Origin of the sequence: Microcella frigidaquae (assembly GCF_014200395.1) — a bacterium.
Classification (GTDB): Bacteria; Actinomycetota; Actinomycetes; order Actinomycetales; family Microbacteriaceae; genus Microcella; species Microcella frigidaquae.
The window spans coordinates 1,801,790-1,825,644 of the sequence record NZ_JACHBS010000001.1; the positions used below are offsets into that span (position 1 = coordinate 1,801,790).

25 protein-coding genes and 4 pseudogenes are annotated in these 23,855 nt (G+C 64.0%); 17 read left to right on the forward strand and 12 right to left on the reverse strand.

Going from position 1 to position 23,855, the window contains the following annotated elements; all coding sequences use genetic code 11:
• Nucleotides 1-112: 112 nt before the first annotated feature.
• The 9 genes from BJ959_RS08860 to BJ959_RS08900 all read left to right on the forward strand — a co-directional run bounded on the left by BJ959_RS08860 (nt 113) and on the right by BJ959_RS08900 (nt 7,351).
• On the forward strand, nt 113-745 hold the full coding sequence (locus BJ959_RS08860) for a histidine phosphatase family protein (protein WP_153983106.1): 633 nt from the start codon (nt 113-115) through the stop codon (nt 743-745).
• A complete protein-coding gene (locus BJ959_RS08865) occupies nt 742-1,350 on the forward strand; it encodes a TlpA family protein disulfide reductase (RefSeq protein ID WP_153983107.1) in 609 nt (202 codons plus the stop codon). The genes BJ959_RS08860 and BJ959_RS08865 overlap by 4 nt, the downstream gene beginning before the upstream one ends.
• A complete protein-coding gene (locus BJ959_RS08870; protein WP_197075249.1) occupies nt 1,347-2,123 on the forward strand; it encodes a cytochrome c biogenesis protein CcdA in 777 nt (258 codons plus the stop codon). The genes BJ959_RS08865 and BJ959_RS08870 overlap by 4 nt, the downstream gene beginning before the upstream one ends.
• An 88-nt stretch (nt 2,124-2,211) precedes the next feature.
• Entirely contained in the window at nt 2,212-3,684 is a 1,473-nt protein-coding gene (resB, locus tag BJ959_RS08875; RefSeq protein WP_243739086.1) for a cytochrome c biogenesis protein ResB, read from the forward strand.
• A gap of 22 nt (nt 3,685-3,706) precedes the next feature.
• Nucleotides 3,707-4,702, forward strand: a complete 996-nt coding sequence (ccsB, locus tag BJ959_RS08880; RefSeq protein WP_047566727.1) for a c-type cytochrome biogenesis protein CcsB — start codon at nt 3,707-3,709, stop codon at nt 4,700-4,702.
• Nucleotides 4,703-4,793: 91 nt separating this feature from the next.
• Nucleotides 4,794-5,138, forward strand: coding sequence for an ArsR/SmtB family transcription factor (locus tag BJ959_RS08885; RefSeq protein WP_047566726.1), 345 nt, complete (start codon nt 4,794-4,796; stop codon nt 5,136-5,138).
• Entirely contained in the window at nt 5,120-5,827 is a 708-nt protein-coding gene (locus tag BJ959_RS08890) for a cation diffusion facilitator family transporter (protein ID WP_052225796.1), read from the forward strand. Before BJ959_RS08885 ends, BJ959_RS08890 begins: the two co-directional genes overlap by 19 nt.
• Nucleotides 5,824-6,735: a cation diffusion facilitator family transporter gene (locus BJ959_RS08895; protein WP_047566725.1), complete on the forward strand. Its 912-nt coding sequence runs from the start codon at nt 5,824-5,826 to the stop codon at nt 6,733-6,735. Before BJ959_RS08890 ends, BJ959_RS08895 begins: the two co-directional genes overlap by 4 nt.
• A 94-nt stretch (nt 6,736-6,829) precedes the next feature.
• On the forward strand, nt 6,830-7,351 hold the full coding sequence (locus BJ959_RS08900; RefSeq protein ID WP_165879068.1) for an NAD(P)-binding domain-containing protein: 522 nt from the start codon (nt 6,830-6,832) through the stop codon (nt 7,349-7,351).
• A 15-nt stretch (nt 7,352-7,366) separates the two neighbouring features.
• Here BJ959_RS08900 and BJ959_RS08905 read toward each other — a convergent pair.
• The 4 genes and pseudogenes from BJ959_RS08905 to BJ959_RS08920 all read right to left on the reverse strand — a co-directional run.
• Nucleotides 7,367-7,687 (reverse strand): annotated as a pseudogene (locus BJ959_RS08905) (transposase); the annotation flags it as partial.
• 67 nt (nt 7,688-7,754) lie between these two features.
• On the reverse strand, nt 7,755-8,555 hold the full coding sequence (gene istB, locus BJ959_RS08910; RefSeq protein ID WP_152584343.1) for an IS21-like element helper ATPase IstB: 801 nt from the start codon (nt 8,553-8,555) through the stop codon (nt 7,755-7,757).
• Nucleotides 8,555-9,763 (reverse strand): IS21 family transposase, encoded by a 1,209-nt coding sequence (gene istA / locus BJ959_RS08915; protein ID WP_183321862.1) that lies wholly within the window; start codon nt 9,761-9,763, stop codon nt 8,555-8,557. The genes istB and istA overlap by 1 nt, the downstream gene beginning before the upstream one ends.
• 71 nt (nt 9,764-9,834) lie before the next feature.
• Nucleotides 9,835-10,740 (reverse strand): annotated as a pseudogene (locus tag BJ959_RS08920) (IS256 family transposase); the annotation flags it as partial.
• Between the two features lie 484 nt (nt 10,741-11,224).
• Here BJ959_RS08920 and BJ959_RS08925 point away from each other — a divergent pair.
• The gene (locus BJ959_RS08925; RefSeq protein WP_153983175.1) at nt 11,225-11,539 is read left to right on the forward strand and encodes a hypothetical protein; all 315 of its coding nucleotides are present in this window, start codon (nt 11,225-11,227) and stop codon (nt 11,537-11,539) included.
• Here BJ959_RS08925 and BJ959_RS08930 read toward each other — a convergent pair.
• Genes BJ959_RS08930 through BJ959_RS08940 form a run of 3 tightly spaced genes read right to left on the reverse strand, consistent with a single transcriptional unit; the run spans nt 11,505 to nt 13,570 of the window.
• Nucleotides 11,505-11,855: a DUF6804 family protein gene (locus BJ959_RS08930; protein WP_047566724.1), complete on the reverse strand. Its 351-nt coding sequence runs from the start codon at nt 11,853-11,855 to the stop codon at nt 11,505-11,507. The two genes, BJ959_RS08925 and BJ959_RS08930, sit on opposite strands and share 35 nt — an antisense overlap.
• Nucleotides 11,852-12,877 carry a cytochrome c oxidase assembly protein gene (locus BJ959_RS08935; RefSeq protein ID WP_153983174.1) on the reverse strand — a complete coding sequence of 342 codons (1,026 nt, stop codon included), beginning with the start codon at nt 12,875-12,877 and terminating at the stop codon, nt 11,852-11,854. Before BJ959_RS08935 ends, BJ959_RS08930 begins: the two co-directional genes overlap by 4 nt.
• Before the next feature lie 21 nt (nt 12,878-12,898).
• Entirely contained in the window at nt 12,899-13,570 is a 672-nt protein-coding gene (locus BJ959_RS08940) for a DsbA family protein (protein WP_153983173.1), read from the reverse strand.
• Nucleotides 13,571-14,167: 597 nt separating this feature from the next.
• Here BJ959_RS08940 and BJ959_RS08945 point away from each other — a divergent pair.
• Nucleotides 14,168-14,800 (forward strand): vitamin K epoxide reductase family protein, encoded by a 633-nt coding sequence (locus tag BJ959_RS08945; protein WP_153983172.1) that lies wholly within the window; start codon nt 14,168-14,170, stop codon nt 14,798-14,800.
• 18 nt (nt 14,801-14,818) lie between these two features.
• On the opposite strand, the gene BJ959_RS08950 is transcribed toward BJ959_RS08945, so the two are convergent.
• Together BJ959_RS08950 and BJ959_RS08955 are read right to left on the reverse strand one after the other, a co-directional pair.
• Complete coding sequence (locus tag BJ959_RS08950; RefSeq protein ID WP_153983171.1) at nt 14,819-15,415, reverse strand: hypothetical protein; 597 nt, start codon at nt 15,413-15,415, stop codon at nt 14,819-14,821.
• Between the two features lie 72 nt (nt 15,416-15,487).
• Complete coding sequence (locus BJ959_RS08955) at nt 15,488-16,477, reverse strand: o-succinylbenzoate synthase (RefSeq protein ID WP_153983170.1); 990 nt, start codon at nt 16,475-16,477, stop codon at nt 15,488-15,490.
• A 610-nt stretch (nt 16,478-17,087) separates the two neighbouring features.
• Here BJ959_RS08955 and BJ959_RS08960 point away from each other — a divergent pair.
• Entirely contained in the window at nt 17,088-17,393 is a 306-nt protein-coding gene (locus BJ959_RS08960) for an SHOCT domain-containing protein (protein ID WP_341800066.1), read from the forward strand.
• A 70-nt stretch (nt 17,394-17,463) separates the two neighbouring features.
• Here the strand turns inward: BJ959_RS08960 and BJ959_RS08965 are convergent, their stop codons facing one another.
• Nucleotides 17,464-17,796, reverse strand: a complete 333-nt coding sequence (locus tag BJ959_RS08965; RefSeq protein WP_243739093.1) for a hypothetical protein — start codon at nt 17,794-17,796, stop codon at nt 17,464-17,466.
• 216 nt (nt 17,797-18,012) lie between these two features.
• Between BJ959_RS08965 and BJ959_RS08970 the strand changes: the two genes are divergently transcribed.
• Nucleotides 18,013-19,245, forward strand: coding sequence for an IS256 family transposase (locus BJ959_RS08970; RefSeq protein ID WP_183321849.1), 1,233 nt, complete (start codon nt 18,013-18,015; stop codon nt 19,243-19,245).
• A gap of 43 nt (nt 19,246-19,288) precedes the next feature.
• On the opposite strand, the gene BJ959_RS08975 is transcribed toward BJ959_RS08970, so the two are convergent.
• The gene (locus BJ959_RS08975; RefSeq protein WP_207949387.1) at nt 19,289-19,939 is read right to left on the reverse strand and encodes a glycoside hydrolase family 65 protein; all 651 of its coding nucleotides are present in this window, start codon (nt 19,937-19,939) and stop codon (nt 19,289-19,291) included.
• 57 nt (nt 19,940-19,996) lie between these two features.
• Between BJ959_RS08975 and BJ959_RS08980 the strand changes: the two genes are divergently transcribed.
• The 4 genes and pseudogenes from BJ959_RS08980 to BJ959_RS08990 all read left to right on the forward strand — a co-directional run.
• A complete protein-coding gene (locus BJ959_RS08980) occupies nt 19,997-20,305 on the forward strand; it encodes an IS3 family transposase (RefSeq protein ID WP_047571054.1) in 309 nt (102 codons plus the stop codon).
• Between the two features lie 26 nt (nt 20,306-20,331).
• Nucleotides 20,332-20,862 (forward strand): annotated as a pseudogene (locus tag BJ959_RS13075) (DDE-type integrase/transposase/recombinase); the annotation flags it as partial.
• Nucleotides 20,863-20,920: 58 nt separating this feature from the next.
• Nucleotides 20,921-22,318 carry an IS30 family transposase gene (locus BJ959_RS08985; RefSeq protein ID WP_183321856.1) on the forward strand — a complete coding sequence of 466 codons (1,398 nt, stop codon included), beginning with the start codon at nt 20,921-20,923 and terminating at the stop codon, nt 22,316-22,318.
• Nucleotides 22,319-22,325: 7 nt separating this feature from the next.
• Nucleotides 22,326-22,616 (forward strand): annotated as a pseudogene (locus BJ959_RS08990) (integrase core domain-containing protein); the annotation flags it as partial.
• A gap of 24 nt (nt 22,617-22,640) precedes the next feature.
• On the opposite strand, the gene BJ959_RS08995 reads toward BJ959_RS08990, so the two are convergent.
• Nucleotides 22,641-23,750, reverse strand: a complete 1,110-nt coding sequence (locus BJ959_RS08995; RefSeq protein ID WP_279535964.1) for a glycoside hydrolase family 65 protein — start codon at nt 23,748-23,750, stop codon at nt 22,641-22,643.
• Between the last annotated feature and the right edge of the window lie 105 nt (nt 23,751-23,855).

The window sequence follows — 23,855 nt, forward strand, 5'->3', positions numbered from 1 at the left end:
ATCCGGCCGCCAGTTCTGGCGAGCGTTCCCGCCGCTTCGGCTCCGACGGGTGCGCGGTGCTGGCCATGCCGGGGCTGCGACCCAGGCTTCTCCGTTCTCTTAGACTTGAGTCGTGCCCGCCGACCTCGTCCATCTCGTGCGCCACGGCGAGGTGCACAACCCCGGGCACGTGCTCTACGGGCGGCTCGAGGGGTTCGGGCTCAGCGACCTCGGGCACCGCATGGCCGCCGCGGCGGTCACGGGTCTGGCCGGGCATCCGGTGACCGCCCTCTATGCCAGCCCGCTGCAGCGCGCGCAGGAGTCGGCGGCGCCGTGGGCCGAAGCCTTCGGCCTCGACATCCGCACCGACGAGCGCCTCATCGAGCCGACCAACCGCTTCGAGGGCAAGCGCATGAACGGCCGCACGATCGCCGACCCGCGCAACTGGCACCTGCTGCGCAACCCCCGGGTGCCGAGTTGGGGCGAGCCGTTCGTCGATATCGCGGCCCGGATGCTCGCCGCGATGCACGAGGCGCGCGAGGCCGTCGACGCGGGCGAGGTCGTCATGGTCAGCCACCAGCTGCCCATCTGGATGGTGCACCGCGCGCTCGCCGGCGAGCCGCTGCACCACGACCCCCGCCGCCGCCGCTGCTCGCTCTCGAGCCTCACGAGCTTCGCGTGGGTCGACGGCCGCTTCGCTGAGAGCGGCTATCAGGAACCGAGTGCAGACTTAGTCACAGAGTCGACCGACCTAGGAGCAGTATGAAGCGTCACACGTCCGCGTGGTTCGGGAGCGTCACTGTCCTCGCCACGGCGCTAATCCTTCTCGCCGGGTGTGCCGCGAGCGATCCTCTTGCTCAGCAGTACCGCGCTGGCACCGGTCAGGGGTACATCTCCGGCGATGGCGCGTTCACCGTTATCGCCGAGGCCGACCGTGGCGAGCCGATCGAATTTGTCGGCGAGGTTGAGAATGGCGACACGGTCTCGAGCGATGACTATCGCGGTGACGTGCTTGTCGTGAACTTCTGGTTTGCAGCATGCCCACCCTGTCGCGTCGAGGCACCCGACCTGGAGCAGATCGCCCAGCAGTTCGCCGCTGACGGCGTGAGCTTCTTGGGAGTGAACATCTACGATCAGGCCCCCACCGCTCTCGCGTTTGCCAACGAATTTGGGGTGACCTACCCGTCGATCCTCGACGTCAACTCTGGATCTGTGCGTCTCGCGTTCGCGGGCGAAGTGGCGCCGAACTCGGTGCCGACGACGCTCGTGCTCGATCGACAGGGGCGCGTTGCCGCTCGTATCTCTGGGTTGCTGAGTGAGCCGAGCGTGCTGCGCTCAATGATCACCGACGCACTCGCTGAGGCACCGTGACCGCTCTCGCGGGTGCGTTCAGCAGTGTGGTGAACCCGATTGGTGAGATCGTGCTGAGCGGCAACCTGCTGCTCGCGGTGCCGATCGCGCTCGCCGCAGGGTTCTTGGCCTTCGCGTCGCCGTGCGTTTTGCCACTCGTGCCGGGCTACCTCGCCTACATCGGAGGAGTCACCAACTCCACCGAACTCGATCAGCGCAGGGGTCGACTCCTGCTCGGCGTCGCGCTTTTCGTGCTCGGCTACAGCGTCGTGTTCGTGAGCCTGTCGATCGTGTTCGCCACTGCGGGGCTCTTGCTCCTGCCCTGGATCGGCCTCATCACGCGCATCGCTGGCGTCATTGTGATTCTCATGGGGCTCGTCTTCATTGGGCAGGTGTCGTTTTTGCAGCGATCTCTTGCGCCGCGCATCCGGGTCGCGACCGGTCTGGGCGGCGCGCCCCTGTTGGGTGTCGTCTTCGGGCTCGGGTGGGCGCCGTGCATTGGCCCCACGCTCGTCGCCGTCAACGCGCTCGTGCTCAACGAGGGCGATATCGGTCGGGCGGCTCTCATCGCGCTGATGTACTGCCTCGGTCTGGGCATTCCGTTCTTGCTCGTCGCGCTCGGGTTCCGCTGGGTGGCGGGCGCGACCGAGTGGCTCAAGCGCAATATCCGCATTATCAACATCATCGGCGGCAGCCTGCTGATCGCGATTGGACTCGCCATGGTGACCGGTTTGTGGCAAATGTTTGTGTCGAGTCTGGGGGCGGTGATCGGTGGAACCGTTACGCCCCTCTGATCACCACGACAGCAAGCGCGAATCGATCACGCAACCCAAGCTCAACGCCGTCGGGTGGTTGCGTTTCGGGTGGCGGCAACTCACGAGCATGCGCACGGCCCTGGTGCTCTTGTTGTTGCTCGCCGTCGCGGCGATCCCCGGCTCGCTCGTGCCGCAACGCTCAGCCGACCCCAACGGAGTCATCAGATTCAAGCGCAACAACCCCGATCTGTTTCCGATTCTCGATGGCCTCCAGCTGTTCGACACCTACAGTTCTGCCTGGTTCTCAGCGATCTACCTTCTTCTCTTCATCTCGCTCATCGGCTGCGTGATACCGCGCACACTTCACCACTGGAGAGCGTTGCGAGCTGCGCCACCCGCGACACCTGCGCGCCTGAACCGACTGGTGGGTTTCACCGAACGACAGGCAGAAGGACAGGTGGATGACGTACTTGACGACGGCGAGCGGGTGCTGCGCCGACAGGGGTACCGGGTCGTACGGTACGGAGACTCGATCTCCGCTGAGCGTGGATACATTCGCGAGACGGGCAATCTGGTTTTTCACTTCTCGCTCGTCTTGGTGTTGATCGCCGTTGGATTTCTCGGCGGATTTCGCTACTACGGTCAGCGTGTCATCGTGGAAGGACAAACCTTTACGAATCAGTTGACGAGCTATGACTCGTTCAGCCCTGGGAGATTCTTCGACGAGTCTCGACTTGATCCGTTCTCCATTCGGCTCGACGAGTTTGTTCCCGTTTACGACCTGGACACCACGACGGGTTTCCCGATCGCTCTCGACTACACCGCTGCCGTCACGATCGTCGAGCAGGGGGGGGAACGCGAGGAGGAGATCAAGGTCAACCAGCCGGTGGGGATCGGGAGCACGACCACCTACCTGCTGGGCAACGGGTTCGCGCCGTGGATCACGGTTCGTGATGCAGACGGAACCGCTGTGTTCAGTCAACCTGTTCCGTTTTTGCCCCAGGACTCGAATCTCACGAGCCTCGGTATCATCAAAGTTCCCGACGGACTCGACCAACAGGTCGGGTTGATCGGGTTCTTCTACCCCTCAGCGGCTCAACTCGAGTCAGGGGCTCTGACATCGCTGTTTCCGGAACCGGACCAACCTGTTGTCACGCTGAACGCTTTCGTCGGCGACCTCGGCATCAACGACGGAGTACCGCGCAACGTGTACGCGCTCGACACGGAGTCACTCACGCAACTCACGGGTGGTGACTCGGGAGAGGAGTCGATCATTCTTGGAATGGGAGATTCCGCTCAACTTCCTGCAGGCCTCGGCTCGGTGGAATTCACCAGCCTGCCGCGCTTTGTGAGCGTTGAGATCCATCATGACCCCACCCAAGCAGTCGTGCTCGTCGCCGCATTGCTTGCGCTTGCTGGCCTGTTGACGAGCCTCTTCGTACCGCGACGGCGCTTGTGGGTGGCTGCGGCGGCTCGCGACGGTGTCGTTGATCTGCAATACGCCGGACTCTCGCGCGGAGACGACCCAGGGCTTGAAGCGGCCGTCTCTCAACTCGCTCAGCAGCACGAACAGGCGATTTCGGGCCGCACTTCCAGGTAGCGCGGCGTACTTTAGGAGAATCATGGACAATCTCGTTTCGCTGTCGGTCGTCGCGGTGTATTCCGCGATGGGCGTCTATACCGTCGCGTTCCTGCTCTTCACGCTCGATCTCGCCAAGCGCAGTACCGAGGTTCCCCAACGAACTCAGGCGCCTGTGGGTGCGAGTGTCGGCGCGTCAGCACCGGCTGAGGCGCTTGAGCAAACAGAGCTCTCCCGCACTGAGTTGCCACGCGCCGACTCTGAGGGCCTCGGCGGTGCGACCCGTTTTCAGCGCGCGGCTTTCGCGCTGACGATTCTCGGCTGGGTGCTGCACTTCGCGGCTGTCGTGTTTCGCGGCATCGCGGCCCAACGGGTGCCCTGGGTCAACCTGTTTGAGTTTGGGTTGGTCGCGACTGCGATGGGGGTCGGGGTCTTTCTTCTTGCGCAGCTCTGGAAGGACCTTCGGTTCCTGGGGGCCTACATCACTGGCTTCACGGTCTTGTCACTCGGCATCGTTACGGTCAATTACTACGTCGATGTCGTGCCCCTACCGCCCGCGTTGCAATCAGCGTGGCTAGTCATTCACGTGCTCGTGGCTTCTCTTGCGACGGCGTTCTTCGCTCTGGGTGCCGGGCTTTCTGTCGTGCAGTTGCTGCGCTATCGGCGCGAAGCACGTGCGGTCGCCGGCCTTCGTTTTCTCGACACCCTGCCTGGCTCCGCAACCCTCGAGTCGTTGGCGTACCGCATCAACATCGTGGGATTCGTTTTGTGGACCTTCACGCTGATTGCCGGAGCGATCTGGGCCGAGCGTTCGTGGGGACGGTACTGGGGCTGGGACACCAAGGAAGTCTGGACCTTCATCATCTGGACCCTGTTCGCCGGCTACATCCACGCCCGCGCAACGCGCGGCTGGCGCGGCGATCGCTCTGCGTGGTTGGCGATCGTCGGGTTCTCCGCGATCATCTTCAACTACACGGTGGTCAATACCATGTTCACCGGTCTGCACTCGTACTCCGGGTTGGTGACGACTCCGAGTTAGTGAGGAGGCCCGTTGGCTTTGCGCTGCTGGCTCGGACGGCTTACCGACACGTGCGTTCGCCTCGGTACACGAGTGGGTGTACTGTTTGAGCATGACGGTCTCCATTGCTGAGCGCACGACAGCGCTGCGTCGAGTCGGGAAAGCGCTTGCTGACCCAACCCGGTCAGCCATACTGCTGGCGCTACTCGACGACGCACGGTACCCCGCTGATCTCGCGCACGAACTCGGCATCACCAAGCAAAGTGTTTCCAACCACCTCGCGTGCCTGCGCGACTGTCGCATCGTGGTTGCCGAGCCTGTGGGGCGGCGAGTGCTCTACGAGATCTCTGACGCACGACTGCGGCACGCCTTGCATGACCTGGTTGACGTCGTGCTCGTCGTCGACAACAGCCTTGACTGTGCACCCGATGACGATGAATGCGCGGTGACCGCGTGACGGCCTCGCCGCGAACGATTCCCACCCCGAACCGCACCGCGGTGCTGCGTCGCCGCGTCACGATCATCGTTGCGGTGACCATCGCCTACAACCTGATCGAGGGCATCATTGCGCTCGCCGCCGGTACCGAAGCGGCTTCGGCAGCGCTCATCGGGTTCGGTCTTGATTCTGGCGTCGAGGTTCTTTCGGCAGCCGCAGTGGCGTGGCAGTTCACGCGCAGCGACCCTGAGCGTTACGAGAAGTCGGTCTTGCGGGTGATCGCGCTCGCATTCTTTGCGCTCGCCGCCTACACGATCGTCGGCTCCGTGCTGACGTTGACGGGCGTGACGAGTCCAGAGTCGAGCGGCGTGGGTATCGCGCTTGCCGCGGTGAGTGTTGTCGTCATGCCCGTTCTCTCTCTGCTTGAGCGTCGAACGGGCACAGAACTTGGCTCTGCCTCTGTTGTGGCGAACTCGAAGCAAACCCTGATCTGTTCCCTCTTGTCGGCGTCGCTTCTCATCGGGCTTGTGGCGAATGCCGCGTTCGGATGGGCCTGGGCCGACGCGGTCGTCGCCCTGATCATCGGTGCATTCGCCGTTCGGGAAGGAATCGAGGCATGGAACGGTGACACCTGTGCAACGGCGGTGGGCGAGATCATGGAGTCAGCTGCACGCGATACCCATCGCCATGAGGGTGAGGGCCACTCGTGAGCCCTGAAGGCCACTCCCACACCGGTGGCACGGTGAATCGCCGACGCCTGGCGATCGCCTTCACCCTCACGGCGAGCGTGCTGGTCGCCGAAGTGATCGGGGCGATCATCACCGGCTCGCTGGCCTTGCTGGTGGATGCTGCACACATGCTGACCGATGCGGGAGGGTTGCTCATTGCCCTCATCGCGGCGCGGCTCATGGAGCGAGCAGCCACATCGCGGCGCACCTGGGGGTTACGCCGCGCCGAAGTGCTCGCTGCCACCGTGCAAGCCTCTGTCTTGCTGGCCGTCGGCATCTTCGTGGCAGTCGAAGCCGTGCAGCGTTTCAGCAGGCCGGCCGAAATCGCCAGCGTCGAATTGCTCATCTTCGGCGTGGTGGGTCTGCTGGCCAACGTCGGGTCGATTGTGGTGCTGTCTGGCGGGCGGGGCGACAACCTCAATATGCGCGCTGCCTTCTTGGAAGTACTCAATGACGCGCTCGGGTCGGTTGCGGTCATCGGCGCGGCGATCGTCATAATGACGACGGGCTGGCAGCAGGCTGACACGGTTGCCGCTTTGCTGGTGGCGACCCTGATCATTCCCCGCACGCTGCGACTGTTGCGCGACGCTGTCGACGTGCTGTTGGAGTCGGTACCCCGCGGTATCGACCTCGACGCCGTTCGTCAGCACCTTCTCGACGAAGACCATGTCGTCGATGTGCACGACCTGCATATCACTCAGATCGCGACAGGGCTTCCGGTGCTTACCGCGCACGTCGTTGTCGAGGCGGAATGCTTCCATGACGGTCATGCGCCCGAAATCACGCAAGCGTTGCAGACGTGCGTTTCCGAGCACTTTCCCGTGGCGATCGACCATGCCACCTTCCAGCTCGAACCCGCAGGAGCAGTGCCGTCGCACGACCTCCACTGACGGGGAACACAACGGGCATCAAGAATTTCCCTCTATTCGGGTGCGAGGAATTGCCCGAATCTACTGCTGAGAAATGCGAGTCACACGAACACTCATGGCCCAAGAGTACGAACTCATCATTATCGGTGGAGGTCAGTCTGGACTTGCCGCTGGCCGTCACGCTCACAAGCAGGGATTGAACTACCTCATCCTGGAGGCAAGCAACGCCATTGGGAGTACGTGGCGCGAACGGTATGACAGCTTGACCCTCTTAACTCCACGAGCGTATAGCGGCCTTCCAGACCTCCCGTTATCGGGCGACGCGGATGGGTATCCGTCTAGGGACGAGGTAGCCGATTACTTGCAGCAGTACGCCAAGAACTTCGACCTCAATGTCGTGCTTGATCAGGCAGTTCTCGAGGTCACAAAACGTGGCGAACTGTTCACCGTCGCGACGGAGTCGGCAATCTACACAGCACCAGCGGTCGTGGTTGCCACGGGACCGTTTCAGACCCCCCGGATGCCGACGTGGGCATCGGCAACCGAAGAGGTGCTGCAACTTCACAGTTCGGCGTACCGAAACCCAGCCCAGAGGCCACGTCCCGCTGAGTGGTGGTCTTTCGTTTCCACGCGATGATCAGCTGGCTGCAGTCTAGGCGGCCGTGATCTCGGGCAGCATCACCGCGTCCTCGACCGAGCTGGTGGCGGTGAGTTCGGCCATGGACGCTTCGGAAAAGTAACGGCGGTCGCCAGCTTCCCATTCGTCGTGCTGCTCGATCAAAACGGCGCCGGTCAGGCGCAGCAGGCTGGCAGTGTTCGGGAACACTCCGACGACGTCGGTGCGACGTTTGATCTCACGGTTCAGCCGTTCCAGCGGATTCGTCGACCAGATCTGCCGCCAATGCCGGGCGGGGAAGTGCTTGAACGCCAGCACGTCGGCTCGGGCATCGTGGAGCATCTGGGCAGCCTTGGGGTGAATGTCGACGACGCTTGAGTTCTGGACGGTTCCGACGCTGGAAAAGTGAACGGTTGCGGGCAGTCTAGCCAGCGGTGTTGTCGGTCGTGGTGCGACTGCTGGGGAGACTGTCGATGCCTCGGCCGCGCAGTCGGTAGCTGGCGCCCTTGAGGGTGAGCACGTCGGCGTGGTGCACGATGCGGTCGATCATCGCCGCGGCGACGGCTTGGTCGCCGAAGACGTTGCCCCAGCTGGAGAACGGCAGGTTGCTGGTCAAGATGAGCGAGGCGTGTTCGTAGCGGGAAGAGACGAGTTGGAAGAACAGGTTCGCGGCGTCTTGCTCGATGGGGAGGTAGCCGACCTCATCGACGATGATCAGCCCGTAACGCCGCAACCGCGCGAGCTCTTGCGGGAGGCGACCTTGCCGGTGGGCGTCGGTGAGGCGGGTGACCCAGTCCGTCGCTGTCGCGAAGAGCACGCGATGCCCGGCGCGGGCCGCGACGATCCCGAGCGCTGTCGCGAGGTGCGTTTTGCCGGTGCCGGGCGGGCCCAACAGCACCACGTTGCGAGCCTCGGTGAGGAAGGCCCCCGAGGCCAGTGCTGCGATCTGCTGACGTGTTGCCGGTTGAGCGTCCCAGTCGAAGTCTTCCAACGTCTTGCGGGTCGGCAAGGCTGCGGCTTTGATCCTCAGCTCTGCTCCGGAGGCGTTCCGAGCGGACACCTCGCGCTCCAGCACGGCGGCGAGGTAGTCCTCGTGCGTCCAGCTGGCATCTCGGGCTTGGTCAGCCAGGCGCGTGGCGGCCTCCACGATCCGGGGCGCTTTGAGCGCGGCGGCGAGATAGGTGATCTGCTTCACCGACTCCGAGGACGTCTTCGAGGTTGCCATCAGCTGACCTCACCGGTCAGGCCGAATGCGCGGTCGTAGTCGCCAAGGTCGCGGGCCAGATCATCAGCAACGCGAACCGGGCGTGGCTCCTGAAACTGTTGACGCAAGCGTGCCGCACGCTCAACGTGGACCGGATCGGTGATCGTCATCCCCCGCGCCCACGCTCGGGGGTGATCGGCGACCAAGCGTCCCGCGGCGCGAACCCGGACGCGGTGCAGGTCCGCGGTGACATCGACGAGTTGACCGATCACGCTCGGATCGACGGAGTAGTCGTTGGTGTCCAACCGAACGTAGTAGTCGCGTCCCAACCGGATCCTGGAGCGCCACCCCAAATGCAACGGGATTGGCGGCAGGGGCAGCATCGCGGCACGATCAGCATCGATCCTCTCGATCGGGCGCGCCTTGATCGTGCGCACCACCCGCGAGTTCGCGCGAGTGAGCCAGTCGGAGAACTGAGTGTTGAAGTCCGCCGGGGAGATGAAGGAACGGCCGGGCATGAATGAGGTCTCGAACCAGCCGTTGCGTCGCTCCACGATGCCCTTGGACTCCGGATCTCTGGGCGGCAACAACACCAACCTCGTCGCCAACGTGCCCATGAAGGAGGCAACACCATCGGCGCCAGACCGACCCCGGCCGATGCCAGGCTCGTTATCCCAGATCAGTCTGCGCGGCACGCGACCCAACTGCTGGATCAGCTCCCACGATGCCAACAAGAGATCCTCCGTCTTGCGAGTCGGGATCATCGTGGCGACGGTGAACCGGGAATGGGCGGCGGTGATCACCAGCACCGGCAGCAGCTTCAGCGTGCCGTCCTCCAACAGGATCTTCCGCGGCGGGAACCACAGATCACACTGCGCAGCATCTCCTGGCTCCCAGGTGAGCCGGTCCGCGGGATCAATCCGGCGATGATCCGGCCTCAGCCGCTTCACGTTCTGACGGAACCAGCTCATCGACCCCGTCCACTCGACCCGCTCCGCGAGCACCACAGCCGGCAACTCGGGATTGTCTTCCAACAGTTGCCGCACCCGCGCCTCGACGGGGCTGAAGGACGACGAGGCAGGTTTGCGCTGATACCTCGGCGGGGAATCTGACTGCACCGCCTTCACCACCGTGGTCCGCGATATCCCCAACCGCGCCGCGATCCGCGCCTTCGGCACGCCCTCCGCAGCCAACCTCCGAATCAATGCCCAATCTTCCAAAGTGATCACTCTCCAATCGTCGAGTGTTCACTTTTCAAGCGTCGATACTGTCCAATTTTCGAGCGTTGTCGACAGTGAACGCGGTCGATCATGCGAGCAACCTCCTCGAACTGCGCGTCAATATGCTCAGCGTCGGGTTGGGCGAAGATCGTGCGGATGATCGAGGCCACCATCTCCTGCCGACCCTTAGGCAGGACGGTGAGCACGTTGCGCATGAAATGCACGCGGCACCGCTGCCAGGCCGCTCCCTGCACCACCACCGCGATAGCTGCTTTCAAACCCGCGTGCGCGTCGGAGATCACCAGCTTCACCCCGGAAAGCCCTCGAGCTTTCAACGATCGCAGGAACGCTTTCCAGAACTCCTCCGTTTCGCTGTCGCCCACGTCAAAGCCGAGCACCTGACGGTGCCCGTCAGCGGTGATCCCGATCGCGACCACAACCGCTTGAGACACCACCCGCCCGTCGATGCGAACCTTGCAATAGGTGGCGTCCAAGAAGACGTAGGGGTAGGCGATCTGAGACAGGGATCGGTCGCGGAATGCCGCAACCGTCGCGTCCAGGCCGGCGCAGATGCGAGACACCTCGGACTTCGAGATGCCCGTGTCGGCGCCGAGCGCCTTGACCAGATCGTCAACCTTGCGGGTGGAGACGCCGTGCAGGTAGGCCTCCATCACCACGGCGAACAGCGCCTGATCGACCCGGCGGCGCCGCTCCAACAACGACGGAAAGAAACTGCCGGCCCGCAGCTTCGGGATCCGCAACTCCAGATCTCCCGCAGTGGTCGACAGGGTGCGCAACCTCGCCCCGTTGCGAGTCGCAACGCGCTCGGCGGTGCGCTCGTAGGGTCCGGCGCCGATCACCGACGCGGCTTCGGCGTCGATCAGTTCTTGGTAGAGCCGTTCGGTCATCTGACGGATGCGGTCGGTGGTGTCGGTGAGTTTCAGCTCGGCGAGCAGCTGAAGCAGGGCAGACTGATTGAGGGCCATCGTGCGATCTCCTGTCGTGAGTAACTTGGTCGTTCTCACTGACCATCGCACGGTGGCCCCTCACGTCAACGACACGACGCTCAGGACCGGAAAGTCCACCACCCCACGGGACTCAGGCCATCGTGCGATCTCCTGTCGTGAGTAACTTGGTCGTTCTCACTGACCATCGCACGGTGGCCCCTCACGTCAACGACACGACGCTCAGGACCGGAAAGTCCACCACCCCACGGGACTCAGGCCAGCTGAAGCAGGGCAGACTGATTGAGGGCCATCGTGCGATCTCCTGTCGTGAGTAACTTGGTCGTTCTCACTGACCATCGCACGGTGGCCCCTCACGTCAACGACACGACGCTCAGGACCGGAAAGTCCACCACCCCACGGGACTCAGGCTCACGTCATCTCCCCAATGGGCAAGTTTTCTCCCCTCGATGGAGAAACCCGGGGCGCTTGGATTCCGGGAACTGCATACGACGGTCGAAGCTTCATGTTCTCGGTCATTCCGGTCGGGACCAGAACGATTCTCATCGAAAGTGTTGATGACCGTACGCGGACTATGCAGTCGCGGGAGCACGGCGAGATCGGGCTAAAGAAGTGGGACCACCTGATCGCGGTCAGGCCCGAGAGAGACGGGTCGCGCTACTCCGACACGATTGAGATCAACGCCGGTGTTCTCACACCCCTGTACTGGCTTTACGCAGCCTTGTTCTACCGGCATCGTCAACGCAAGTGGAGGAAGCTCGTGCAGAACGTCTTCAGCGATCTGCTCACCGTTGAACGTCGTCCGACACCCGGATGCTGAGACCAGCGGCAATGAACGCGGCGGCAGCGATGTACTGCAGGGGGAGCCAGACCCCGTCCGCAAAAGCCAGAGGAAACACCGGATTCCACACCACGGCGATCGCGGCTGGAAGAGGCAGCCACCACCACTGGCGCGACTGAACCGCGAACCATCCGATGATGAGCGCGACCACGGCAATGACGAAGCTGACAACGAAGAACCACTCGGTGCCGATCGCGAATACGCTGAGAATCGCGGTGACGGAGCCGACGAGTCCGGGCGCGAGAGCTATTCGGCGCACAGTCTGGGGCTCATCTGGGTTCGATCGTTGCTTCACTGTGGGCCGCCTTTCGGAGTCGGTGAGGAATCAGTGTCGTTCACACGCAGATCGTCCCCGCCACGGCCGGAATGTTCTCGTTTGTGCCCGCGACCACGGAGGCGCGCCAAGTAGTCGTTGTAGGCGTCGAGGTCGGGGTCTCCGAATTGGTCGGCGCGGACATCCGCCGCCTCTGCTTTTCGTGTGTCATCGCGAAACCACCGGTGCAAGATGTACAGCAGAATCAGTACGGTCGGGCCCTCGCCGTACGACCATGCCAAGCCGCCCGCGATGCCCTGGTCGACAAGCGGATCGATCGCGAGGGATGCCGGCGGATTCGCAAAGTGGTCGGTGATCAGGGTCGGGCTGATCATCAGAAACACTCCGAAGAAGGCGTGAAGCGCCACTTCGGCCGAGAGATCGAGAGCCCGGGCGGGGTAGGTCATGCGAATCGGCACAGGATCATCGCTCACGATGGGAATGGCGAACAGGATGCCCGCCACCAAGAACACCACTTCGAGCGACACATGACCGGCGGGCAACGCGAGAATCGGGTCGACGAGGTCGCCGAGGTAGAGACCGTAAAAGAGCAACAGGAACAACAGCACGCTCACGACAGGGTGAAGCACCCACCGGAGCAGCCTGCTGCGAAGCGAGGAGAGCCCCGCAACGAGAACGAGCCTGCCAAGGCCGCGGTGCGGCACACTTCGCAGCATGAGGCGGATGGGTGAGCCGAGCACGAGCAGCGGCGGCACCAGCATCATGAGCGTCAGTTGCTCAAACATGAACACTGAAAGCATGACCTGGCTGTAGTCGTCAAGGGACAAGCCCGTCGTGAGGGCGACCAGAACGCACCCGACGATGAACGAGATCGTGCGGGCAATAGACCAGCGCCGGCCGCGCACCCACAGCCCTACCGCGGCCATGAGGTACGCCACGGCCAACACCGCTGCCGCAATCGGCATGACGAACGACGAGGTCGCAGACACGCCGAGGAACTCCCCCAAGCCGGGTGGAGGCAAAGGTGTGTTCACGAGACTCATCGGGTCAATGTCGCCTGGCCGTTACTGAAGCTCGGCCTCGATTGCGGTTCGCAAATCGTCGAACGACGACAGTTGCACGGGGCGATCGTTCAGAAAGAAGGTCGGGGTTGACTGAACCCCCAGAGCTACGCCGGCGTCAAAGTCGGCCATCACACGCTCGAGCGTCTCAGGCGCGGCAACCGCCGCGTCGTATGCGACGAGATCGAGACCAAGCTCACCGGCGAACTGCCGAAAAAGTGCTGCCTTCGACTCTTGAGATTCTCCCCATTCGATCTGCGTCTCGTACATGCGCGCGAACATGTCTTCGAGTCTGCCTTGCTGTGCGGCCGCCTCAACGGCGATGGCAGCATTCACCGAATTCGTGTGGCCGGGAAGCGGAAAGTATCGGAATGCGAAGGTCACTTCGCCCGCAAACTCTTCACGTAGGTCTTCCACGACCGGATAGAAGGCCCCGCAGGCCTCGCATTCGAAGTCGAGGAACTCCACGAGCGTGACGGCACCCTCACCCGCGTTGTCGAGGATGTGAGTATCCGCTTGGAGCACCGACTCTGTGGTCTGAGATGGTCTCTCTTGGCCGGGAGCGGCTGCGGGAGATGGCGCTTGCATGACAGCAACGAAGATGAAGGCGATGACGACGAGGAGAATCGCACCCGAGAGTGCGAGGGAGATCTTGACGTTGGTGCTGGACAACATGGAGAAGGCCTTTCTCGAGACCCGAGGGACGGACATGCAAGAGGGGCGCCGAGTTTCGGATCAGGAAATTGTCACGAAGTGGCGATGAAGCGAGAAGCGCGCGTTGGCGCCGCCTCAGGCGCGGTGTATCTCGAGCGCGGTACGGTCGGGCTCGTCAGCGCGCATCCACGCGGTTCGTTCGAATTGCGCCCACGTCGTGCATCCGGGGTCAATGCGTCGATCCCAGCCAGAGAAGAGCTGGGCTTTCGCGTCAGGAACGACGGGCGCGACCGGGGCGGCAAAGGGGAATGATGCCACTACACGGTCGCCACCGACGCAACCGCGGCCCGCGTCGATGGCTCTGTCAACAGTCTCTACCGAACTGTGGCCTGACGACGCGGCGGTCGGTTCGACATGATCGACAGTGAAGAGCGCCGTCATAACAACCGCGAAAGCGATAACAACGAGAGCGAAGTGCCTGCCAATCGATTTCGAAAGCGCTTGCGCGCGAGGGAGAGTACGCGAGTTTGGCACGACTCCGATGGTACCCGGCGACCTTGAGATCTACTGTGGCGGCGGAGAACTACACTGCTGACAGCAACAGCGAAGAGACGAACGATGGAAGTGAAGACTGAACTCTTAGAGCACAGTGCTCCACCCGGAGCGAGCTCAGTGCGACCACTACGGGCGTTCGCCGTCATGTTGATCGTGGGTGGGGTTGTCGGATGGATTGCGTCAACATTGCTTCTGGTTGAGCGAATCCGAACCCTTCAAGATCCTGCGGTCACACTCTCCTGCGACATCAACCCCTTCGTATCCTGCGGCGCGCTTTTCGACAGATGGCAAGCCTCACTGCTCGGCTTCCCGAATCCCATCATCGGCGTGGCGGGCTTCGTCGTTCCCGTCGTTGTGGGCTTGGTACTGCTCGCAGGGGGACGATTCGCCCCGTGGTTCTGGCGTGCCTTCGTTCTGGGTCACTTGGGCGCATGGGCATTTGTGACGTGGCTCTTCGTGCAGAGCACCTTTGTCATCGGCGTGCTCTGCCCGTACTGCCTCGTGGTGTGGGCGGCGACGATTCCCCTGTGGTGGGCGACCGTCGTCGTCAGCCTGAGCCATGGTGCGTGGGGAAACGAAGCGACTCGATCCGCCGGAAGAATTCTTGCGCCTCATGTGCTGACGCTCGTCTTCGCGAACTACGCGGTGATCGTGATCGCTATCGTGCTCGAGTTCCCCGCCATCTTTGCGAGCTGACGGAGAAGAGCGTCGCCCTTACCGCAACGGCACGAGCTGCACCGGCACGCGACCGAAGCCGTTGTCGAAACTGATGAGCGGTCCGGCCGGGGTGCACTCGTAGTCGCCGCCGTTGATCGGTGCGCCCAGCACGGCGTTGCCGAAGATCACCGAGGCGTCTTGCGCGACGCCGTCGACGATGTAGTCGTAGGCGACGTCGACGGTCTCATTGGCGGTCGTCACCGTTGTGGTGTCGGCGGTGTATCCGCCCGCGATCGATCCGGAGAGGGTCGCGACTCCCGCGGTCGCCGGGGTCGTGATCGTGAGCGTGAGGTCAGGGGTGTACGCGAAGTCAGCCTCCGTGAACGACAGGCCGGTGTCGCCTTCGACGACGAAGGTGACAGCACCATCCGTGGCGTCGCGCACCGAGTCGTAGAACACCTGCAGCTCCTCCTGCGTGATGGTCCACTCGCCGATGAGGCACTCCGGCGGTTCGAGACTCAGGGTCTCAGGAGCAGTGGGCTCGGCGGTCGCGCCGGGGTCGACGGCCGGGTCGCCCTCGGACGACGTCGTGCATCCGACGAGCAGCAGCAGGGCCGCGGTCGAGGCGGTCAGGGCGAGCGGGGCACGGCGCATGAGGGCTCCTACGGTTCGGGGGATGAGTCGAGAGTAACTCCGCCCCGGCTGCCCCGCGCGAGAAATTGCTGACTAGCCGGCGAGCAGGGCGTGGCAACGCGTGAGGCGCTCGCGCCAGGCTGCGGTGCGCTCGGGGTCGGCGGCGAGCCGGCCCAGGGCATCCCGGTCGGCGGCGATGCGGCCCACCGCGATCGCGCCGTCGACCGGTCGCAGCGGCGCGGCAACGACGTCGTCGGCGAGCAGGGCGGCGGTGCCGAGCCCGCAATCGAAGTCGAGCGCGGGCAGGCGTGCGGCGAGCTCGGCGCCCATCGCGAGCCCGATGCTCGTGTCGAGGGCGCTCGACACGACGGCCGGCAGCCCCGCCTCGGCGACGAGCGCGAGCGCGCGGTCGATGCCGCCCAGCGGTGCGGCCTTGATGACGAGCAGATCAGCGGCCTCGGCACGCGCGACCGCGAGCGGGTCGGCGGCCTTGCGCACGCTCTCATCGGCCGCCACGAGCACGTCGATGCGGTGGATGCGCCGCCGCAGCTCGGCGAGCTCGGGCACGCTCGCGCACGGCTGCTCGACGTACTCGAGGTCGAACTGCTCGAGCGCGCGCACGGCGTGCTCGGCCTCGTCGACCGTCCACGCGCCGTTCGCGTCGAGGCGGATGCGCCCGGCAGGCCCGAGCAGCCGCCGCGTCTCGCCCACGCGCGCGACGTCGTCAGCGAGTGTCTCGCCCGGCTCGCCCACTTTGATCTTCACCGTGCGGCAGTCGCCGAACAGGCTGAGCGTGTGCGCGATGCGGTCGAGCGGCACGGCCGGCAGTGTCGCATTGACGGGGATGCTCTCCCTGACCGCCGGTGCGCCCGAGTCGCGCCACCCGAAGTCGAGGGCCGCGGCGAGCCACGTGCTCGCCTCGGCGTCGTCGTACTCGACGAAGGGGCTGAACTCGCTCCATCCGGCCGGGCCGTCGAGCAGCACGGCCTCGCGGCGGTCCACGCCGCGGAACGGCGTCACGAGCGGAACGCTCACCACGTGGGCGCGGCTGAGCACGTCGTCGAGCTCGGGCAGAGCATCCATGCCCCCAGTCTGGTGGGTCTTGTTCGCAACTTGGGCTGAGCGGGCCATTGTGCGGCGTTTATCGGCTCTTCGTCATGAAGCGGGGGTGAGGGTCGCGGGCGTGGCGGTCGGGGGTGGGGGTCGAGGTCTTCCACGATGGGAGTTCCTACACTCCTCCAACGGAAAGACCTCGACGTGTCTCACTCTATTTCTGGGTGCGCTTCGTGCGCGTCTGCTTGCGCCGTGTTCGCGATCGACGGGTTCCATGTGACCGGGGTCGTCGCGCGCGCTGACGTGTCCGCCTGGCTCGCCCTGAACTCTGCCGGCATTCTGCCGCGCCCCGGACGACGAGGCTGACCAGTAGATTCGCAGCAGACTCGTCGATTGATACTGGGGCTGTTTCGACGCACCTGTCGGTGAGCATCCGTGGTTCGTCGAGAACCGGAGCAACTGCCGTCCAGCCAGCTAACGGTGCGCCGACATCGTCGAAGCGGTACTTGACGAGGGCCGCAAGGACTTCTTCGAAGAGTTCGTCCCCTACCGAGGACGACGGCGTGGGGACCATACGGGCGAACTGTCGAACATTGGGGACTAAAGGCCGTGGCGGCGGGGCTCGGCGTAGAGGACGCTAGTGCGTACCAGTGCGATGGCACTGCGGCGCACCGGCGCAAAAGTTCAGAAGGGCACGATCATGATGTGGGGATACGGATACGACGGCTGGGCTTGGATGTGGGTTGTCGGCAGTCTCTTCGTCATCGGGGTCGTGGTTCTCGTGGTGGTTCTGGTCCGCAATTCGACGGCCGGAACGAGCAGGGGCAACCCGCCTGTAGCGATGACGCCGACGCCGCGACAGATTCTCGATGAGCGGTTCGCCCGGGGCGAGTTGACCACCGACGAATACCGTGAACGCGTTGAAACTCTGGGCGGTACGCCCTAGTCGCGTGAGGGTCGCCGTCTCGTCGCCACTTACAGAATCCGTCAGGGGTTCGGATGCTCGAGACCGTCGTTCAGGGAAGCTGCGCTGAGAGGAAATCCTTTCGCATACCCAGCGTCGAGTCGGTGATCGCCATCGATGACGCGGCATCCGGAGCGAGCTTCGTCAGCGCACGGATCGCGTCAATGGTCTCGGGAATGACGATCGCTTCGTTGTAGACCTGGTACGTCAAGAAGACCTCGTCGCCCTGAACCGTCACGAGGTCTTCCCATACCGCGACCTCCCACATGTCGCCTCGGGGACGGCCGAGGTCACGCATGAGTTCGATAGTGGAGTTCAGCGCCACGAGCCCGTCGGAAATGCGGATGAACGCAATTCTCGGTGCCGCCCGAAGCGCGGCAATCACCTCGTCGCGAGTTGCGGGGCGGGTGAGTTGGATCGTCCAGTAGTGATTGTGCGTCTGGGTGTGGGCTCCCTTGGCAGCGATGGTGACGAGGTCAAGCCGCCTGAGTCCCGTGGGGTGGTGGACTTTCCGGTCCTGAGCGTCGTGTCGTTGACGTGAGGGGCCACCGTGCGATGGTCAGTGAGAACGACCAAGTTACTCACGACAGGAGATCGCACGATGGCCCTCAATCAGTCTGCCCTGCTTCAGCTGCTCGCCGAGCTGAAACTCACCGACACCACCGACCGCATCCGTCAGATGACCGAACGGCTCTACCAAGAACTGATCGACGCCGAAGCCGCGTCGGTGATCGGCGCCGGACCCTACGAGCGCACCGCCGAGCGCGTTGCGACTCGCAACGGGGCGAGGTTGCGCACCCTGTCGACCACTGCGGGAGATCTGGAGTTGCGGATCCCGAAGCTGCGGGCCGGCAGTTTCTTTCCGTCGTTGTTGGAGCGGCGCCGCCGGGTCGATCAGGCGCTGTTCGCCGTGGTGATGGAGGCCTACCTGCACGGCGTCTCCACCCGCAAGGTTGACGATCTGGTCAAGGCGCTCGGCGCCGACACGGGCATCTCGAAGTCCGAGGTGTCTCGCATCTGCGCCGGCCTGGACGCGACGGTTGCGGCATTCCGCGACCGATCCCTGTCTCAGATCGCCTACCCCTACGTCTTCTTGGACGCCACCTATTGCAAGGTTCGCATCGACGGGCGGGTGGTGTCTCAAGCGGTTGTGGTCGCGATCGGGATCACCGCTGACGGGCACCGTCAGGTGCTCGGCTTTGACGTGGGCGACAGCGAAACGGAGGAGTTCTGGAAAGCGTTCCTGCGATCGTTGAAAGCTCGAGGGCTTTCCGGGGTGAAGCTGGTGATCTCCGACGCGCACGCGGGTTTGAAAGCAGCTATCGCGGTGGTGGTGCAGGGAGCGGCCTGGCAGCGGTGCCGCGTGCATTTCATGCGCAACGTGCTCACCGTCCTGCCTAAGGGTCGGCAGGAGATGGTGGCCTCGATCATCCGCACGATCTTCGCCCAACCCGACGCTGAGCATATTGACGCGCAGTTCGAGGAGGTTGCTCGCATGATCGACCGCGTTCACCCCAAGGCTGCCCAGATGCTCCACGATGCCCGAGCCGACGTGCTGGCGTTCAAGCACTTCCCCGCCCGGCATTGGCGGCAGATCTGGTCGACGAATCCGCTGGAACGGCTGAACCGTGAGATCAAACGTCGCACCGACGTCGTCGGAGTGTTCCCGAACACTGCCAGCCTGCTGCGCCTGACCGGCGCCGTTTTGATCGAGCAGCACGACGAATGGGAAGCTGGCGACCGCCGTTACTTTTCCGAAGCGTCCATGGCCGAACTCACCGCCACCAGCTCGGTCGAGGACGCGGTGATGCTGCCCGAGATCACGGCCGCCTAGACTGCAGCCAGCTGATCATCGCGTGGAAACGAAAGACCACCACTCAGCGGGACGTGGCCACGGATGCGTTCACGACTTGGCTGAGGGTGGAACCGTTCGAGGTGCGCTCGAGGTAGTACGTGACGGTACGAACAATGTCGTCGTGCGAGCAGGGGTAGCCGAGTCGGGCGAGCTGGTGCCTCAGTTGGTCGTGGCCGAGCAAATAGACGAGCATGACGACATCCGGCTGCTTGGCGAGCTTGTACCGATTGGTGGTGTCGTTTTCGGATTCGAGGATGAGATCAAGCCGACCGATATTGCCGTAGCGCTCCCGGTAGCCGGCCCAGTCCAGTTCTACGAGGCTCTCGTAGCCATCGAACTGGCTGAGAATCCCGTCAGCGTGCACGCAGATGGCGAGACGTTCGCTCACGTGAGCCCAGTGCTCGATCTCGTCATGACCGACTCCCAAACGGTCGGTGATGTCGTCGCGGAGATGACCGGCGAGTTCCGCGAGTGCTTCGCCAGCGCGCTGGCACACCCAGGCGACCATCACATTCGTGTAGGTGTTGTCTCGAACTCCTGCACCCGGGGCGTCTGGGTAACCGTCGTGGTATTCGTCTGGACCCATCACGCCTGAAATGTGGAAGCGATCGGTCGCCTCGTCGTACTCGACGGAGGCGGCGAAGTATCGAGCGACCTCAAGGGACTGATGCACGGATAGGTGACATCTGATCTGGCTTGCCCGTAAGGGCGGCCTGGAAGGATGAACCTCATGCCCAAGCCCTATCCGATCGAGTTCCGCCAGGACGTCGTGCGGGTCGCCCGTAGCCGCGAGCCCGGCGTCACCTTGGAACAGATCGCCGCCGATTTCGGCGTTCACCCGATGACGCTGTCGAAGTGGTTGAGCCGTGCTGATGTGGAAGACGGCGTGAAGCCGGGCGTCACGAGTGAGCAGTCGGCGGAGCTGCGGGAGGCGAACAAACGCATTCGTCTGCTGGAGCAAGAAGCTGAGGTGCTGCGTCGCGCGTTAGCGTATGTCTCCCAGGGCTCCCTGCCGGGAAAAGGTTCTACCCGCTCGTAAGTGAGCTCGCCGTCGACGGGATTCCCGTGGCGGTGTCGTGTCGGGTATTGAAGCTTGCGCGCGCCCCGTATTACCGATGGGTGCGAAACCCTGAAGGTCCCGCCGAGCAGCTCCGAAAGCAGCGTGTTGCTGCCCTCACCGCCGCCCATGAGGACGACGTCGAGTTCGGCTATCGACTGTTGGCCGACGAAGCGCGCGATGCCGGGTTCCCGATGGCGGATCGAACCGCGTGGCGATTGTGCTCGAAGGCCGGGATCATGGCCGCGATCATCAAGACCCGCAAGAAGCGGGGCAAGAAGCCGGGCCCTCCGGTCTTCGATGACCACGTCATGCGCAACTTCACCGCTGATGCCCCGAACCAGCTCTGGCTCAGCGACATCACGGAACACAGGACTGCGGAAGGGAAGCTTTATCTTTGCGCGATCAAAGACGTGTTCTCCCGCCGCATCGTGGGCTATTCCATCTCCGACCGCATGCAGGCCCGCCTGGTCGTCAACGCGCTTCAGAACGCGATCGCCCGCCGCGGCGACGTTGCCGGCTGCGTGGTCCATTCCGACAGAGGCAGCCAAGGCGAATTCAACTGGTCGTCGCAACACCTCGATCAGGAGGTGTTCGATGGTTCGTCGTCAGCAGGGCGCGGACAGGGCGGTTCGTCCGAAGCTCCGCTCGCCGGGGCATCCGAAGTTCCAGAAGCCGGTCGAGGCGGCGTTCTGGGTGCAGATCGCGAAAGGGCTGCTCGCGGAGGAAGCCGCGGGTGTTGTCGGCGTGGCGTCCGCGGTCGGCGCGAGATGGTTCCGACACGCTGGCGGCATGGCGCCGTTCGACATCACCCAGCAGCCGTCGGGCCGCTACCTCTCGTTCGCTGAGCGCGAGGAGATCGCGATTCTCAAGGAGAAGGGCAAGGGCGTTCGCGAGATCGCTCGCTCCATCGGCCGCGATGCCGGGACGATCTCTCGCGAGCTGCGGCGCAACGCGGCCACGCGGGGCGGGAAGCTGGAGTATCGGGCCTCGGTCGCGCAGTGGAAGGCGGACATGGCCGCGAAGCGACCCAAGGTTGCGAAGCTTGTCGCGAACCTGAGGCTGCGCGCGTATGTCGAGGATCGCCTGTCGGGGAAGATCACCCGCTCCGATGGCACGGTCGTCACCGGTCCCGAGCCGCCGCGGTTCACCGGGAGAGGCAAGCCGCATCGGAAGGACAGGGCCTGGTCCTGGGCTTGGAGTCCGGAGCAGATCTCGCACCGGTTGAGGATCGACTTCCCGGATGATGAGTCCATGCGCATCAGCCCAGAGGCGATCTACCAGTCGCTCTACATCGAGGGCCGCGGCGCGCTCAAGCGCGAACTCGTCTGGAGCCTCCGTACGGGCAGGGCGCTGCGCGTCCCGAGGGAGCGGTCGCGGCGCAAGACCTGGGCGCACGTCACGTCGGAGACGCTCATCAGCGAACGGCCAGCGGAAGCCGACGACCGCGCTGTTCCAGGCCATTGGGAGGGCGATCTGCTGATCGGGTTGGAGCGCTCCGCGGTCGGCACGGTCGTCGAGCGCAAGACCCGTTACACGCTGCTCGTCCACCTCCCGCGAGAAGAGGGTTATCGGCACAAGGAAACGCCGAAGAACGGGCCGGCGTTGGCTGGCTACGGCGCAGTCACGATGAAGAACGCTCTCGCGAACACGATGTCGGCGCTGCCGGCGCAGCTGACACGTTCGTTGACCTGGGATCGCGGCAAGGAGATGTCTGCTCACGCGCAGTTCCGCGTCGAGACGGGCATCCCAGTGTTCTTCGCCGATCCGCAGTCGCCCTGGCAGCGCGGCACGAACGAGAACACGAATGGCCTGCTGCGTCAGTACTTCCCGAAGGGCACCGACCTGTCCCGATGGAGCGCCGAAGACATCGAAGCCGTCGCATTCGCGCTGAACACGCGCCCTCGCAAGTCGCTCGGGTGGATGACCCCCGCGGAGGCCTTCAACGAGCAGCTACTGTTGCTCCAACAGGCCGGTGTTGCATCGACTGGTTGAGCCCGGTCAATTTCGAAGCCGGAAAGTGCTGCGCACGTTGGAGCGTCATGGCCTGGTCGGATCGATGGGCCGCGTCGGTGCTGCCGGAGACAACGCCGCCATGGAGAGCTTCTTCGCGCTGCTGCAGAAGAACGTCCTGAACCGCCGCTCCTGGACCACCCGCATGGAGCTGAGAATCGCGATCGTGACCTGGATCGAGCGGAAGTATCACCGGCAACGCCGTCAGGCCGCGTTGGGCCGTTTGACCCCCATCGAGTTCGAGACCATGATGAGCACCAGCACGGCCGTTGCCGCGTGACTAAACCTGTCACCTAAACGTGCATCAGTCCCCAATGATGAGTTCGGCGCCTCGCTCGGCGAGCCAGTCACGATCGGCCGTCACCTGGTAGTGCCGCCAGGCGTTATACGCGACCGCGAGGCCGACGTGCTGTTGACGGCGGGAGTGGTCGGGCATCCATCGTTCAGATCGAGGGTTGTAGAGCTCGTGCGGTGTCTCCTCGCGCCCGTCGCTGCCGCTCTGCCACGGGAACAGCGCTCCGGGTAATCCGGTCGCTCGTGCCGCTGCGCGGGCGGATTCCAGCCGGCGCCATCGGTAGTTCAACAAGCCCCGGGCAACGTGCGGCGTTCTCGGGCCGAGCACGGGCAGCACGAACAGCTCATCCCAGAACACGTGCCCTCGGTAGCCTTCTCCGTGCAAGCCGCGAGCCGGCACGCCGGCATCCAGATCGGCAGAGTGGGGTGACAGTGTCTGCAGCAGGTGGAAAAGATGAAGGTTCAGCACGAGCTGGCTGCGCGGGTCAGCCTCGATCGTGATGGCGAAACGCTCCCACAAACGCTCCCACGCCGCCTCGTGACGATGCAGCTCGCCTTCTGTGTCGCCCGCGAGAACCTGGAGTCGTTCGACTGCGGCCGTTCCTGGCGAAGCGATGGCGGAGTCGCGGGAGGTGAAGATCGAGGCCGTCTTGGTGAGCGTCGCCGGCCGTCCCTCGGTCAGTTCGAGCTCGACCGTCGTGCTCAACTGCCGCCCCGCTTCTCTGACCTCCCGAGGCCGGGCTGCGTCGGCGCCGGTGAAATCCACGCGGAGGGCGGTGGCGACCCGAATTCGGCTGTTCCGGGTCTCTACCTCGCAGAGCAGCGTGTCGCCGACCCGGGTGAACGTCGGTGACGTCAGGTGTGTGCTGTCTGACCCGATGTAGGCGGCCACGTTCGTGTTGCGGACCCCGGCGTCAATCCCCGCGCTGAGAGTGACGGGTCCACTCCATCCGATGGCGCGGATCGTCGTCTCGAGCACAGCCAGGTGGGGATCATGCAGGGAGACGAAGGAGCGTTGCACGACGCTCAGTTGCCGGCCCTGCGGACCGATCAGGGTCACATGACGAGTCGAGACGCCCCGACGCAGATCGAGTTCGCGCCGTTCGTCATGTGTCTGCAGTGTTGCGCCCCGGGTTCATCGGAGGCTCGTTGTGACCCGTTCGCTGTCCGCGACGGGCGTGTGGTGTGAATCGTAGTAGCCCTGCTCGGACTCAACGGGGGGAAT

What these genes read in the sequence shown, in the direction of transcription:
- BJ959_RS08865 (WP_153983107.1), top strand. Translation starts at nt 742, where the DNA reads ATGAAGCGTCACACGTCCGCGTGGTTCGGGAGCGTCACTGTCCTCGCC.
- resB (WP_243739086.1), top strand. Translation starts at nt 2,212, where the DNA reads ATGCGCACGGCCCTGGTGCTCTTGTTGTTGCTCGCCGTCGCGGCGATC.
- ccsB (WP_047566727.1), top strand. Translation starts at nt 3,707, where the DNA reads ATGGACAATCTCGTTTCGCTGTCGGTCGTCGCGGTGTATTCCGCGATG.
- BJ959_RS08885 (WP_047566726.1), top strand. Translation starts at nt 4,794, where the DNA reads ATGACGGTCTCCATTGCTGAGCGCACGACAGCGCTGCGTCGAGTCGGG.
- BJ959_RS08890 (WP_052225796.1), top strand. Translation starts at nt 5,120, where the DNA reads ATGCGCGGTGACCGCGTGACGGCCTCGCCGCGAACGATTCCCACCCCG.
- BJ959_RS08900 (WP_165879068.1), top strand. Translation starts at nt 6,830, where the DNA reads ATGGCCCAAGAGTACGAACTCATCATTATCGGTGGAGGTCAGTCTGGA.
- istB (WP_152584343.1), bottom strand. Translation starts at nt 8,555, where the DNA reads ATGGCAACCTCGAAGACGTCCTCGGAGTCGGTGAAGCAGATCACCTAT.
- BJ959_RS08925 (WP_153983175.1), top strand. Translation starts at nt 11,225, where the DNA reads ATGTTCTCGGTCATTCCGGTCGGGACCAGAACGATTCTCATCGAAAGT.
- BJ959_RS08935 (WP_153983174.1), bottom strand. Translation starts at nt 12,877, where the DNA reads ATGAGTCTCGTGAACACACCTTTGCCTCCACCCGGCTTGGGGGAGTTC.
- BJ959_RS08940 (WP_153983173.1), bottom strand. Translation starts at nt 13,570, where the DNA reads ATGTTGTCCAGCACCAACGTCAAGATCTCCCTCGCACTCTCGGGTGCG.
- BJ959_RS08945 (WP_153983172.1), top strand. Translation starts at nt 14,168, where the DNA reads ATGGAAGTGAAGACTGAACTCTTAGAGCACAGTGCTCCACCCGGAGCG.
- BJ959_RS08950 (WP_153983171.1), bottom strand. Translation starts at nt 15,415, where the DNA reads ATGCGCCGTGCCCCGCTCGCCCTGACCGCCTCGACCGCGGCCCTGCTG.
- BJ959_RS08955 (WP_153983170.1), bottom strand. Translation starts at nt 16,477, where the DNA reads ATGGATGCTCTGCCCGAGCTCGACGACGTGCTCAGCCGCGCCCACGTG.
- BJ959_RS08970 (WP_183321849.1), top strand. Translation starts at nt 18,013, where the DNA reads ATGGCCCTCAATCAGTCTGCCCTGCTTCAGCTGCTCGCCGAGCTGAAA.
- BJ959_RS08980 (WP_047571054.1), top strand. Translation starts at nt 19,997, where the DNA reads ATGCCCAAGCCCTATCCGATCGAGTTCCGCCAGGACGTCGTGCGGGTC.
- BJ959_RS08985 (WP_183321856.1), top strand. Translation starts at nt 20,921, where the DNA reads ATGGTTCGTCGTCAGCAGGGCGCGGACAGGGCGGTTCGTCCGAAGCTC.